This is a genomic window from Cohnella silvisoli (genome assembly GCF_021190915.1).
Taxonomy (GTDB): Bacteria; Bacillota; Bacilli; order Paenibacillales; family Paenibacillaceae; genus Cohnella; species Cohnella silvisoli.
Genome location: NZ_JAIOAP010000029.1, coordinates 16,313 through 28,626, shown reverse-complemented (window position 1 = coordinate 28,626; position 12,314 = coordinate 16,313). Strand labels below are relative to the sequence as shown.

The 12,314-nt window shown below is 47.1% G+C and carries 12 protein-coding genes and 1 pseudogene; 9 read left to right on the top strand and 4 right to left on the bottom strand.

The window, feature by feature from the left end:
• Window positions 1-118 precede the first annotated feature (118 nt).
• The 4 genes and pseudogenes from K7P76_RS32260 to K7P76_RS33825 form a co-directional block, all read left to right on the top strand.
• On the top strand, window positions 119-1,321 hold the full coding sequence (locus tag K7P76_RS32260) for a KamA family radical SAM protein (RefSeq protein WP_232190209.1): 1,203 nt from the start codon (window positions 119-121) through the stop codon (window positions 1,319-1,321).
• A gap of 16 nt (window positions 1,322-1,337) precedes the next feature.
• On the top strand, window positions 1,338-2,438 hold the full coding sequence (locus K7P76_RS32255) for a YheC/YheD family endospore coat-associated protein (RefSeq protein WP_232190208.1): 1,101 nt from the start codon (window positions 1,338-1,340) through the stop codon (window positions 2,436-2,438).
• 3 nt (window positions 2,439-2,441) lie between these two features.
• Window positions 2,442-3,329 carry a phosphoenolpyruvate mutase gene (gene aepX, locus K7P76_RS32250; protein WP_232190207.1) on the top strand — a complete coding sequence of 296 codons (888 nt, stop codon included), beginning with the start codon at window positions 2,442-2,444 and terminating at the stop codon, window positions 3,327-3,329.
• Between the two features lie 106 nt (window positions 3,330-3,435).
• A pseudogene (locus tag K7P76_RS33825) lies at window positions 3,436-3,657 on the top strand (hypothetical protein); the annotation flags it as partial.
• A 13-nt stretch (window positions 3,658-3,670) separates the two neighbouring features.
• Here the strand turns inward: K7P76_RS33825 and K7P76_RS32245 are convergent.
• From K7P76_RS32245 to K7P76_RS32235, 3 genes are all read right to left on the bottom strand, one after another.
• Window positions 3,671-4,285: a 4-hydroxybenzoate synthetase gene (locus K7P76_RS32245; RefSeq protein ID WP_232190206.1), complete on the bottom strand. Its 615-nt coding sequence runs from the start codon at window positions 4,283-4,285 to the stop codon at window positions 3,671-3,673.
• A gap of 206 nt (window positions 4,286-4,491) precedes the next feature.
• Complete coding sequence (locus K7P76_RS32240; protein ID WP_232190205.1) at window positions 4,492-5,445, bottom strand: aldolase catalytic domain-containing protein; 954 nt, start codon at window positions 5,443-5,445, stop codon at window positions 4,492-4,494.
• Window positions 5,446-5,499: 54 nt separating this feature from the next.
• Complete coding sequence (locus tag K7P76_RS32235; protein WP_232190204.1) at window positions 5,500-6,507, bottom strand: hypothetical protein; 1,008 nt, start codon at window positions 6,505-6,507, stop codon at window positions 5,500-5,502.
• Window positions 6,508-6,787: 280 nt separating this feature from the next.
• Here K7P76_RS32235 and K7P76_RS32230 point away from each other — a divergent pair, with 280 nt between their 5' ends.
• The 4 genes from K7P76_RS32230 to K7P76_RS32215 all read left to right on the top strand — a co-directional run bounded on the left by K7P76_RS32230 (window position 6,788) and on the right by K7P76_RS32215 (window position 10,098).
• Window positions 6,788-7,093: a hypothetical protein gene (locus K7P76_RS32230; RefSeq protein WP_232190203.1), complete on the top strand. Its 306-nt coding sequence runs from the start codon at window positions 6,788-6,790 to the stop codon at window positions 7,091-7,093.
• 36 nt (window positions 7,094-7,129) lie between these two features.
• Window positions 7,130-7,768 (top strand): hypothetical protein, encoded by a 639-nt coding sequence (locus K7P76_RS32225; protein ID WP_232190202.1) that lies wholly within the window; start codon window positions 7,130-7,132, stop codon window positions 7,766-7,768.
• A gap of 63 nt (window positions 7,769-7,831) precedes the next feature.
• Window positions 7,832-8,302 carry a hypothetical protein gene (locus K7P76_RS32220; protein WP_232190201.1) on the top strand — a complete coding sequence of 157 codons (471 nt, stop codon included), beginning with the start codon at window positions 7,832-7,834 and terminating at the stop codon, window positions 8,300-8,302.
• A 416-nt stretch (window positions 8,303-8,718) separates the two neighbouring features.
• The gene (locus K7P76_RS32215; RefSeq protein ID WP_232190200.1) at window positions 8,719-10,098 is read left to right on the top strand and encodes an Nramp family divalent metal transporter; all 1,380 of its coding nucleotides are present in this window, start codon (window positions 8,719-8,721) and stop codon (window positions 10,096-10,098) included.
• A gap of 71 nt (window positions 10,099-10,169) precedes the next feature.
• On the opposite strand, the gene K7P76_RS32210 is transcribed toward K7P76_RS32215, so the two are convergent.
• On the bottom strand, window positions 10,170-11,321 hold the full coding sequence (locus K7P76_RS32210) for a glycosyltransferase family 4 protein (RefSeq protein ID WP_232190199.1): 1,152 nt from the start codon (window positions 11,319-11,321) through the stop codon (window positions 10,170-10,172).
• A 162-nt stretch (window positions 11,322-11,483) separates the two neighbouring features.
• Between K7P76_RS32210 and asd the strand changes: the two genes are divergently transcribed.
• The gene (gene asd / locus K7P76_RS32205; RefSeq protein WP_232190198.1) at window positions 11,484-12,275 is read left to right on the top strand and encodes an archaetidylserine decarboxylase; all 792 of its coding nucleotides are present in this window, start codon (window positions 11,484-11,486) and stop codon (window positions 12,273-12,275) included.
• Window positions 12,276-12,314 lie beyond the last annotated feature (39 nt).

The following is a 12,314-nucleotide window of genomic DNA, read 5'->3' as shown; positions in this document are numbered from 1 at the left end:
GACTACTCCGCATTTGCCAACACTTATTGGACATATGGTGCATTCTCTAAGATATAAAGCTCGAAAGGATGATGGGATTGCACGTCTTGATACTAATGGATTGGAGGGTCAAAGGGCCATGCCGGTAAAATATATCACGGACATTGGAAGCCTACCCGAACTAACCGAAGATGAGAGGCGAGCCTTACGGCAGGTCATCGATAAATTCGTTTTTCGGCTTAACGATTTTTATGTGAAGCTGATCAATTGGTCCGATCCGAACGATCCTATAAGACGGCTGGTGATTCCAAGTAACGATGAGCTTCAGGAATACGGCCGTTGGGATGCTTCCGATGAAGACACGAACTATGTCGTGAAGGGATGCCAGCATAAGTACAAGACAACAGCCTTACTGCTCGTATCGGAGGTATGCGGCTCCTACTGCCGATTCTGTTTTCGCAAAAGGCTGTTTCGCGAAGACGTAAAAGAAGCCATGCCGGATATTCAGGAAGGCCTCGATTACATTTCGAACCATACCGAGATTAACAACGTGCTGCTGACGGGCGGCGACCCGTTAATCTTATCGACGAAAAAGCTGAGTCATATTATTGAAAGCCTACGGGCAATGGAGCATGTGAAGATCATTCGAATCGGATCGAAAATGCCTGTTTTCAACCCCATGCGAATTTACGAAGACGAACAACTTCTTCATATGTTCCGGACCTACTCCACGAAAGAGAAGCGAATTTACATCATGGCCCATGTAAATCATCCGAGAGAAATCACTCCTGAAGCCCAAAAATGTTTTAAGGCATTATACGATGCCGGAGCGATTGTGGTGAATCAAACCCCGATTCTCAAAGGAATCAATGATGACCCAGCCGTACTTGGTGAGTTATTGGATAAATTGTCGTGGGCTGGAGTCACACCCTACTACTTTTTCGTTAATCGGCCTGTAGCAGGTAATCGCGGATTCGTCCTTTCGCTTGAAGAAGTGTATCGCATCGCGGAAGAAGCGAAGGCGATAACTTCGGGCCTCGGTAAACGCGTAAAGCTGTGCATGAGCCACACTTCGGGAAAAATCGAGATTTTAGCCGTTGAAAACGGAAAAGCGTATCTGAAGTACCACCAGTCGCGCGACGGCGAGTTCGGCAAACTCATGATTCTTGATTGTCCCAAAGAGGCCGCCTGGTTCGATGATTTGCCGGAAAACGAGAAGCACTGGAATAAACCGGACAAAAAGACGACGGACGTCATCTCCGTCAATGAATTGCCGGATCAGCCGCGGAAAATCGTGACAAAGTCGTCAAGTGTTCCAATGTCAATGAACCAAATAAATTAAACGGGGTGTAACAACCATGGCATCCTCCTCCGGTCGCAGGAGACCGATTGTCGGTGTTATCGTAGGCAGACGACTTGTAAGAACAGAAGGTATGCGGGAGCTTGCCGAAGCGAATCAAGTTGCAAATACGACGCTCCACTTTTTTTCCGCAAGAAATGTGGATTTCAGGCGCAGAAAAATAAGCGGAATCCGCTTCAATAGTCGTAAAAGACGTTGGGAAAGAAGCTCGATTCGAAGGCCAGACGTCCTGTATGTACGCGGCGGTTCAAGTGCAATCGTTCGGCGTACTGTAGATCGTTTCGATAGAATGGGTATTCCACGAATCAATCCATTAGTTCGTTTTAGTAAAAGCGAGTTGTTTCAAAAATTAAAACAGGATGAGAATATACGCCCGTATTTACCTTATACCAAAAGCATTCATCGATTTAGCAACGTAAGAAAATATGTACGAAAACTGGGTACCGTATATATCAAAGCGAATTACGGCAGAAAAGGCACTCAGGTTATGCGTGCGATAAAAATACCTGAGGGCGGTTATGGATACAGCTATGCAGTTATCCACCATTTGGTCAGAAACAAGGTTGACCATTTTAAGGACCTGAAAAAAGTAATGAAAAGCTTTTTCGGCAATCGAGAGTTTATCGTTCAAGAGGCTATCGATCTCATTCGGGTAGGCCAAGATCAACCTGTGGATTTCCGCGCCGAATTGCAAAGAGACGGCAAAGGAAAACTTAATATTTCCGGTATATCTGTTCGGGTCGGTCAAAGTCATTCTCCCATAACGACCCATGCCAGCGCTTATAAAATGGACGATCAATTACAAGACTTGTTTCCCGAATACTCGAAGGATGAAATAGAAGATTTGAACAAAAAAATCAGAGATTTTGTAATCACGGTCTATAAAGGCGTTGAAAGATGTTACGGGAAGTTCGGAGAACTGGGGATCGATTTCGCCGTTGATTCAAAAGGGAAAATTTGGCTAATTGAATGCAACGCTCAATCCGCAAAGGTTTCTATTGGAAAGGCATACGGACCAAAGACGCGTAGACAAATTTACTTGATCCCCCTTCAATACGCAAAAAGGTTAGCAAATAAGAACAGGAAAAGGAAGAACTAGTCTATGAGAAAAACATCCCGATTAAAACATCTAATTAACTCTCGAAATTTGGAATTTCTAATGGAGGCCCACAACGGTTTGTCGTCAAAAATCGTCGAAGAGACCGGTTTTAAAGGGATTTGGGCCAGCGGATTATCCATATCCGCTGGCCTCGGCGTCAGGGACAACAACGAAGCTTCTTGGACACAAATTTTGGACGTTTTGGAGTTTATGAGCGATGCAACGTCCATTCCGATTTTGCTCGATGGAGATACGGGATACGGAAATTTCAATAATGCCAGGCGATTGGTTGCAAAACTGGAACAACGTAATATCGCAGGGGTATGTATCGAAGATAAGCTGTTCCCGAAAACCAACTCCTTTATTAACGGCCAGGCGCAGCCTCTTGCCGATATCGACGAGTTTTGCGGCAAAATCAAAGCCATGAAAGACACGCAAACCGACGAAGATTTCATGGTCGTAGCGAGAGTCGAATCTTTCATAGCAGGCTGGGGCTTAGAAGAAACGCTGCGGCGCGCCGAAGCTTACCATCAAGCGGGTGTGGATGCTGTCCTTATTCACAGCCATCGATCGGATATATCGGAAATTGAATCGTTCATGAAAGAATGGCAAGGCAGGCTTCCCGTCGTCATTGTACCTACCAAATATTATGCAACTCCGACAAAGCGCTTTGTCGATATGGGGATCAGTGTTGCCATCTGGGCAAATCATAATCTTAGGACTTCTATTGCTGCAATGCAGAAAATATCAAAGCAAATTTTTCAAGAAGAGAGAATCGCGAATGCAGAGTCCGAAATTGCTTCCCTAGAAGAAGTTTTTCGGTTGCAAAGGGCCGAAGAGCTTCAAGAAGCGGAACAAAAGTATCTCCCTTCCGGTAATCGAGGTAGCTAATAATCACTGAAAAAAAGCCGGTCGTTCTCATGCAAAATTCAGGTTTGTCGAATTATGTACACAATTTAATCTACTCAACCCCGGACCCGCGACAACGACGGACAGCATGAAATTCGCCCAGGTGGTGCCGGATATATGTCCGAGGGAAAAGAAGTGCTCTTGAGGCGGCCATCAACCTGGCCGCTCTGGAACGCTTCATTCAATCATGCCCCCGGATGGTCTCCCATCTTGCTGTCGTTCATCATGAGACGACAACCGGACTATAAAAATCCCGTCTATCGGTGAGATATACGGTGTTTACAATATCGATATGATCGTGGATGCCATTTATTGCACAAGAATCAATTTAGAGGTATTTGATCATCTGCGCCATGGCTTTCGTTACGCAGTTGTTTCAACCGAAGGAGAACGATGTTCGGATTAAAATATTCGAGCAAATAGATACCTGGATGTGTGCCGAAATCAATCGAGTACTTTTTGTATGGTACCTTGCTTTTAGTTGGTGAAAAACGAAGCTTCAGCGGCTTGTAAAATAAATCGACGGTTTCCGTATCTTTTCTCCATCCCGAATCGACCACCTTGCGCGAGGTTTGCAGCCCAAATGTGCTAATGGTCTTCCCAATCCCTTCTTGTTTGGCGGCAATCGCTTCAAACATGAGGGACGGTAAGTATTTCGAACATACAAGCGCAATATTGTGAGATATAACGAGTTGACTCTTTGCACCGATCAGAATGGATTCTCTTACATAATAAGGAGCATCTAAATCTTCGCCAAGTTGAGCGGTTTGTTCATCATTTATTTGTTCCTGCCGGACTACCTGAAGAGACATTGTTTCGTCCATCAAGGTTTCGAGAATATCGGTTGTCCGTCCATCCGTTATAAGCAATATATTAAATACCAGCCTGTGCAAGAAATCGAACCCGGAGTCGATGTCCTTGATTTCCTTTCTCGTCACTCGATCCCCTCCATAAAAGCAAATCCGGATGCGCGGGTTATGATATGATTGGAAACTATCGGACAGCAACAGCATACCGATGATGATCTCCTGTCCTTCAACTTTGATATAAGATGACTTTTGGTTTTATCAAAAGTCATCTTTTTTTGCGTCTCAGGCCTGATGAGCTATATAAATGCCCCCACCGGAACCTGACCGAAGTCCGATTACGAATTAACGTTGGGCACGGTCAGCATATCATAGAATTGCAGAGCCATATTCTTGTCAGAGGAATTTCGAAACGCCATAGCGGATCGCGGATGCTCGTCAAGCATTCCAGTGATCATATACGGAATGAGGTAGCCCCACTCTTCTATGTCGCGAAGAGGAATCATGTATTTCTCTATCATGTCAAGGACGGGGCGAAGGCTGTAGTTTGTATTCTTCAACTGTGCTACCAGTAATTCCGTCGGGCAGTTCCCCGCGGCACGACCCATCCCGTATACGGAGCAATCCAGCAGTTCAACACCGTTGTCGGCGGCAGCCAACGTGTTGGCAAAACCGAGCTGCATGTTGTTGTGCATATGTGCACCCAGACGCTTATTCGGAAGGTGCTTTTGAAACCTCTTCACCAAATTACGGATGTCTTTCGGCATTAAACTGCCGTAAGAATCCACGATATATACAACGTCTACGACGCTGTGCGAAATCAATTTGAACGCTTCGACGAGATGGCTCTTCTTGACGTTGGAAAGCGCCATAATGTTCAGCGTTGTTTCATAGCCGCGGTCATGGAATTGCCGAACCAGTTTAAGCGCTTCATCGACATCCTGGATATAGCAGGCGACGCGAATCAGATCAAGCAGGCTTTTCTCGCGGGGAAGGATATCGTTTACTTCAACCCGGCCGATATCAACCAATGCCGAAAGCTTGGTGGTCTGCTTCTCTCCGATCACGTCATGCAGAAAATCATCTTTCAGGGAACGCCAAGGGCCGGAGGATTCGGAGCCTTTGAGCAGCTTGGGCGAGTTTTTGTAGCCGATCTCCATATAATCTATGCCGGCTTCATTCAGGCATTTATAGAGGTATTGGACGAAATCGACACTGAAGTCCCAATTGTTTACAAGGCCGCCGTCGCGTACCGTGCAGTCAACGATTTTGTGATTCTTTCCGGTATTCATGGAAATAGGCTCCCTTCTGAGGGAAATTATTCTGCCTGCTCCGAACTAGTCTCCTCATATACTTCCATTCACCTTCGGCAGTAAGGACCTTGACCTATTATTCGACTTCACGACCGACACCCGATCTTTTTTTAAGCTAATGACTTTTCCTGCCTTCTTGACTCGAGAATCAAACCCTATAGATAACGCTAATGCTGGGCGAGAAATAGAGGAACCTCTCTGCTTGACGAGCTTCTTGTTGATATCCTTCGCCGTAAAGGATTTCTGTCTTCTCCGGCTGAGCTTGCTCCGAACCATTTTCTTCTTTTGGCTTGCCTTCACCGCGGATTTCTTCAAGTCTTGGTTAAAACGTCTGACAATAGGTTTTGGTCTCCGCTTGAAACTCTTTTTCGCCTCGGCTTTCCTCCGACGACGCCTCTTTAGATGCCTTCCGGATACGGATCTTTTCTTGCTTCTTTTCGACATATACGTTAGAGGAACATTAATCGAAGGTACTCGCTCCAACTTGACGGCGTGATCAGCGGTTCTCTTCCTACGATCAGCATCGTCACCCGAGCCCTTGCCTTTCAAAGGTTCTATCGTTTTCCTCAAACGAGCGAGCAAGTACGAAGCTAGATGACGAAAAGCGAATTGGACCAGTTCCGGAGCGATCGTATTGATCGGTGATTTTCCCTCGTCTTGAGGCTGTATTTTGTTCAGTTCATGCTGGATAAATTCCCGCCATTTTATGTCATCCACATCCGTTAACGACTCCGTATTCAGAGCTGTTTGCGATGCGGTAGACTTCTCTTCCTCGACATCAACATATTGTTCGGAAACGTTCAGCGGCTGGTCCGTTACTGGCTCTATCAAAGGCATACCGTCAGAATCTTCCTGTTCCTGATCTTTCTTCAATCGTGAAATCAGATAGGACGCCGCATGATGAAACGCGATTTGAAGTGCCTGCGGTGCGATTGCGTGACCCAATGATTTATCCGAATCTTCTTCCAACTGTACTTTGTCTAGTTCATGTTGAATGAATTGATTCCATATCGATTCTTCTTCATCCCGCGATGACTCCATAATGGTGTACCTCCCTGCCGTGTATTATCCTTGTTTATGTTACTCCAGCAAATGCTTCTTCGAAATAAGCAGAAGCGGAACTTCTGTCCGAATTCGGTGTATTGTGCTGCAGCCCATATAAGGCGTTCATCGAATTGCAGCGTTTATGGATACATCCCTAGCAGTTCATTATAGTTGCCCAACACTTCGAAAGACTGTTCACCATATAATAGGAAATGCACAATAGAATTATTTGGTAGTGATGGGCATTCCGACTGTAGAATTTATGGGAGAGGTGAACATGAAGACAAAAACGACGAGTAAAACTGAAACGTTATTATTCGTTTTTGGTATTTCTTTTGCAGTGTTTATTTTGTTGTTTGTTATTATCTTTACGGTTATCTCGATCGTGAAAGCATACAGAAAAAGCGGATCATTTCTTTCACTGCTAAGATCGGAGCCGGCTGAGGAGACCGACGCGAAAAATCCTCCTTCATTCGAGGTGTGGTCTGTTAAATCGATCCAACTGAACGAAGAAGGCATGCAAGCCATCTCGGCTGCCCCTCAGGCAGCAAAGCACGTACCTGCAGGCAGAGAACTGCACTAACTTGGTAAAAACAAAGGCAAAGGAAGGTGCTTCAGCTTGACAAATAAATCGTCGGAGCAAGTGAACAAAGTATCGGAACGGGTCCCAAATGAGTCGGATCAGGCCGTCTTCGAGCAGCGGTTGGCCGCAGCGGTCGATCTTCATAATGAAGGCCTCGGCGGGAGCACGAAAGCTGTTTGGGAAGCCCATCGCGTATTCGAGAAGTTGCGTACGGATTATCCCGGACAACCGATCGCAGATGCATTTCACGGCAGCATCATGTCGTTGATCGCACGCGATGAATCGAACCCGATGATACGTTTTCAATGGGTGAGACGCGGATTAAAGCTCCTTGACGGGGCGGTCGCTTCCACACCGTCGGACAACAGGATCCGAATGCTGCGCGGCAACATCGCTTATCGGCTGCCGGAGCAGTTTTTCCACCGGACGGAAACGGCAATCGGAGATTACCTCTTCCTCATCGATAAGGAACTTCGCAACCCGGGCAGCATTCCCAATCATACGTATGAGAAGCTGATCTATGAGCTTGGCGAGGCATACCACCGCATTAGCCGGCTTCAGGAAGCCGAGTTTTGCTGGAGCAGGCTGTTAAAGCAAACGGCGGACTCGAAATACCAACATCTCATCAAGCAGAAGATGAGCACTGCAAACGGGGAATCAAGCAACGACTCGTAACCGTCCAATCTCTGCTGCCTGGAGTTCATATATACACCCCAACATTAAGAGGAGGTGAAGCGTATGACGAATTTTAAAAATGAGTATCACAAATTCACGGGGCAATTGCTGCAGGAGTTCACAACCTTATCCGTAAAATTCGCAGATGCCGTTAAAGACGGTGCGAATCGTTCCAGCGGAAAAATAGTGTCAGCGGTAGACGAATTTGTTGAACCGTCCTCCGTTCTTGTCCAGAAATTGTCGACTGCCGTTAAAGAGGGGGAAAATAAACAAATCCTGGAAGCTTTGGAGAGCTTGATTCAACCCTCATCCGTTTTCGTCCATAAATTGGCAGACGCTGTAAAAGACGGAGCGAATATTGTCGGCGATAAAATGATAACTGCGCTGGAGGAAGCCGTTAAACCGGCTCCGGTCGATGCGAAGAAATTGGTGGACGCCGTAAAAGTCGGAACGAATTATGCAAATGAAAAAATGACGACGGCGGTAGATGATTTCGTTCAACTGATGAAGACATTTAAAGCTTCGAAAGAATGACACACTGCAAAATAATAAAAGGCCCTCAGCCAGTCACCGGCTTAGGGCCTTTTATTATTTTGCCTGACGCTTAGGGAACACGAGGTTCGAGCTTTTGGATATAAACCAGCTTCTTCGAGCATCGATGAGAATCCAGAATAAAGTGAAGTCCATTCTCTTGCTCCACGGCCTTCCACGCGTTAGGCGCGGGAGATAATGAGTACATGGCATCTTGAATATCTCTGCTGTCCAATACCAACGCTCCGAATAGCATCCGTTCCTTTCGTCGACTTCCAATCAAATATTTTCGTTTGACGGTTTACTTTTTCGTGCTTCGAGCGTATATTATAAGCATTATTAGTTTTGCCCTAAGGAAAATTAATGTCCCAAGCGCTACACTTGTTACCCTATACAACACGAGTAAGGAGTTGAATGAAATGCCTAATGATTTAGCGGTATCAGAACCGCAAATAACGCCCCCGGCAGCTGAGTCCAAACCTAACAAGGGCTGGAGAAGAGAAAGGGACCAAGCTTCGCTTCCCGAAGTTTTCCGTTCCGTACGGATTCCGAAGAACGGCTCCACCTTCCGTAAATTTCTAGCCTTTGCCGGCCCTGGATATATGGTTGCGGTCGGATATATGGATCCGGGCAACTGGGCAACGGATTTAGCCGGCGGTTCGCAGTTTGGATATACTTTGCTTTCCGTCATCATGTTATCTAATTTAATGGCAATCGTCCTGCAAGCCTTATCTGGAAAATTAGGTATCGTAACCGGACGCGATTTAGCGCAGGCATGCCGGGATCACTATAGTAAACCGGTTAATTTCGGCTTATGGATTTTATGCGAACTTGCCATTGCGGCTTGCGACTTGGCGGAAGTGATCGGTGCTGCCATCGCGTTAAATCTGCTATTTAATATTCCGATACTTTACGGCGTCATATTAACCGCCTTAGACGTACTCATTATTCTTTTTCTGCAAAATAAAGGGTTCCGATATCTCGAGGCTCTAGTCATCGCATTAATTGTGACCATCGGATTATGCTTCGCGTTCGAGCTCTTCTGGTCTTCTCCGGATATCGGCGGCGTGATGAAAGGGTTTATCCCGACGACGGAAATCATAAAAAACCCGGAAATGCTGTATATCGCCATCGGCATATTAGGCGCAACGGTCATGCCCCACAATCTATACTTGCACTCATCCATCGTGCAGACGCGCCAATATGAACAGACGGCACTCGGCAAAAGACAAGCGATCCGCTTCTCCACATGGGATTCGACGATCGCCTTGTTCTTCGCCTTATTCATCAACGCGGCAATTCTCATCATCGCGGCGGCCGTGTTCCATACCGCGGGCCGAACCGACGTGGCCGAAATCGGGCAAGCTTATCACTTGCTGGCTCCGATGCTAGGGACGTCCATGGCTGCCATTTTATTCGGAGTGGCGCTGCTGGCTTCCGGTCAAAACTCCACCTTAACGGGAACTTTGGCAGGGCAAATCGTAATGGAAGGGTTTCTGAACATCCGCCTGGCTCCTTGGCTTCGCCGTTTGATTACTCGCATGATCGCCATTATTCCTGCCGTTATCGTAACGGCTATGTACGGTGAAAAAGGTACGATGGACCTGCTTATTCTCAGCCAAGTCATCTTATCCCTGCAATTATCGTTCGCGGTAGTTCCGCTCGTCCAATTTACGGGCAACAAGCAGAAGATGGGACAATTCGTTAATCCGATGTGGCTCAACATCTTGGCGTGGCTTATTGCCATTATCATTATGGGTCTGAATATATACTTGCTGATCCGCACTTTCGCGGGATAATCGACAAAAGAAGCCTTCACCACGCTGATAACGTGTGTGAAGGCTTTTTAACATCCGCTCCCGGGCAACCCTTACTCTTCTTGTTGGAATGCTAGCCACCTCTCGGCGGTATGCTGCCATAGAAACTGATTCATTACCCGTTCCCGCCCCTTAATGCCTATCTTCTTACGTACTTCTTCATTCTCCAACAAATAACTGATACGTGAGGCAAGCTCGAGAATGATGGTTGGGTACGCCTTGTTAACTAAAAAACCGGTTAACCCGTCAACCACCACTTCCTTCATGCCTCCTGCTCTAGTCGCCACAACTGGCAGCTCCGCCGCCATTGCCTCGAGGTTCACGAGCCCGAACGCCTCTGTGCCGACGGAAGGTACGACCGCAATATCTGCCATTGCGAACCATTTCGGTATCTCATTGTGCGGAACATACGGCACGAAATGAACATGCTTTTTCCACCGTGCTGCCAGTTTATAAAGCTGCTTCACATATTCTGTCCGGCGATGGGAACCATACAAGGCGCTTCCGACGATGACCACCAACACGTCGGGAGCCCTGGATATGAGCGCAGGCAGCGTCGTCAGCAGATGGTGAACGCCTTTCTGCGGAACAAGACGGCCCACATAAAGGACAATACGCCGGTCTCCCCATCCTTGTTCCGCTCTCCCCTTCTCGCGCAAGCTCCTTCCTTCCGGAGTCGACCTCCCGGGGAATCCCGACGTGTCCACTCCCAGGTGGTTAACTCTGATTTTATCGGCGACCTGAGGAACAAGCTTTTTCACGTATGAGCTGAGAAACTCACTGTTAACCTGTATATAGTCGGCTGCCTGCAAACATCTTTTCCTCTGTCGCTTGTTCAGAAACGGCAAAGAAATAAAGGTAGTGGAATGCAAACTCAACCCGATCCTGCTTTTGGGAAAAGCTCGCTTAAACCGCGGAATCCACAGAGGACGATTTTCCACTTGAATGACGTTCGGTTTAGTTTTGGCGAGCCTCGTGCATACTTGTTTGAAATAACGTTCTTTATTGTCACCAGGGTATCTTTCAACGGTAACTCCATTTAGTTTCCCTCTTGCGGCAAGCCGTTTGGCTGTTCGCCCATAGATCGTGGCATCGACATTCGGCAGCAGATTGGGGACAACCTTCTCAACCACGCGTTCCACCGAACCGCCCATAGAAGAAGGGATTGGATATGCCCCCGGAGTAATGAAAGCCGCTTTTAACATTGTCCATGTCTCCCCACGTACAAATGCCATACGTGACAGCATATACGAACAGCGCGGAAAAAGGCACGGCATTAGTCGTAGAATTGTCGACTATTGCACTTTCCCAGATGATGTGTCACAATTCTCGGGAATGTATTCTATGGTAAAGGAGTGCTCGGCCGCATGAATCGTTGGCTGCTGCGCATGATGACGGAGCTGTCCTCACGCAAATTCGTGTCCCGCATGACGGGGCGTTTCGCTAAATCTTCTTTAAGCCGACGGTGGATATCCCGCTTTGCCGCGATGTACAAAATCCCGGTGGAAGAAGCGGAGAAAAAGCTGGAGGAATACGGCTCCCTTAATGAATTTTTCACCCGTAGATTAAAGGCTGGGAAGCGGCCTATCGATCTGTCTGCAGGTTCCTTGGTTAGTCCCGTAGATGCTAAAATAACCGCATGCGGTGTCATTAAAGAAGGAATGCTGCTACAAGTTAAAGGACAAGATTATACGATAGAAGAATTGTTGAACGGATCGCCTCGTCTATCGCAATATAGGAATGGCTATTTTTGGGTGCTTTATTTGAGTCCAACGGATTATCACCGCATTCACTCTCCATGCGAAGGCGAGATCGTGGAATCCGAGCATATACCCGGCCGGGTATATCCGGTCAATGAATTCGGTCTAACCTCCATGCGTCGGGTGCTATCCCGCAATGAGCGCCTGGTTACTTATATCAGGCACGACATTGGAGAAGTTGCCGTCGTTAAGGTCGGCGCTCTGAACGTAAGCAGCATTAAATACGTGGATCCGCAGCCTACTACCCTGGAACGCGGCCAAGAGCTCGCGTACTTCGAATTCGGCTCCACTATCGTGCTGCTGACGCAAGACGGAACCTTGCAGCCGCGCAAAGACTTGAACACCGGAGACAAAGTCCGCATGGGCGAGAAGCTCGGAACGTTAACGTTGAAGAATTAATCGGAGTTTGCCCTACATATAAAAACTCGGCGACCGCTT

What these genes read in the sequence shown, in the direction of transcription:
- K7P76_RS32260 (WP_232190209.1), top strand. Translation starts at nt 119, where the DNA reads ATGCCGGTAAAATATATCACGGACATTGGAAGCCTACCCGAACTAACC.
- K7P76_RS32255 (WP_232190208.1), top strand. Translation starts at nt 1,338, where the DNA reads ATGGCATCCTCCTCCGGTCGCAGGAGACCGATTGTCGGTGTTATCGTA.
- aepX (WP_232190207.1), top strand. Translation starts at nt 2,442, where the DNA reads ATGAGAAAAACATCCCGATTAAAACATCTAATTAACTCTCGAAATTTG.
- K7P76_RS32240 (WP_232190205.1), bottom strand. Translation starts at nt 5,445, where the DNA reads ATGAATACCGGAAAGAATCACAAAATCGTTGACTGCACGGTACGCGAC.
- K7P76_RS32235 (WP_232190204.1), bottom strand. Translation starts at nt 6,507, where the DNA reads ATGGAGTCATCGCGGGATGAAGAAGAATCGATATGGAATCAATTCATT.
- K7P76_RS32230 (WP_232190203.1), top strand. Translation starts at nt 6,788, where the DNA reads ATGAAGACAAAAACGACGAGTAAAACTGAAACGTTATTATTCGTTTTT.
- K7P76_RS32220 (WP_232190201.1), top strand. Translation starts at nt 7,832, where the DNA reads ATGACGAATTTTAAAAATGAGTATCACAAATTCACGGGGCAATTGCTG.
- K7P76_RS32215 (WP_232190200.1), top strand. Translation starts at nt 8,719, where the DNA reads ATGCCTAATGATTTAGCGGTATCAGAACCGCAAATAACGCCCCCGGCA.
- K7P76_RS32210 (WP_232190199.1), bottom strand. Translation starts at nt 11,321, where the DNA reads ATGTTAAAAGCGGCTTTCATTACTCCGGGGGCATATCCAATCCCTTCT.
- asd (WP_232190198.1), top strand. Translation starts at nt 11,484, where the DNA reads ATGAATCGTTGGCTGCTGCGCATGATGACGGAGCTGTCCTCACGCAAA.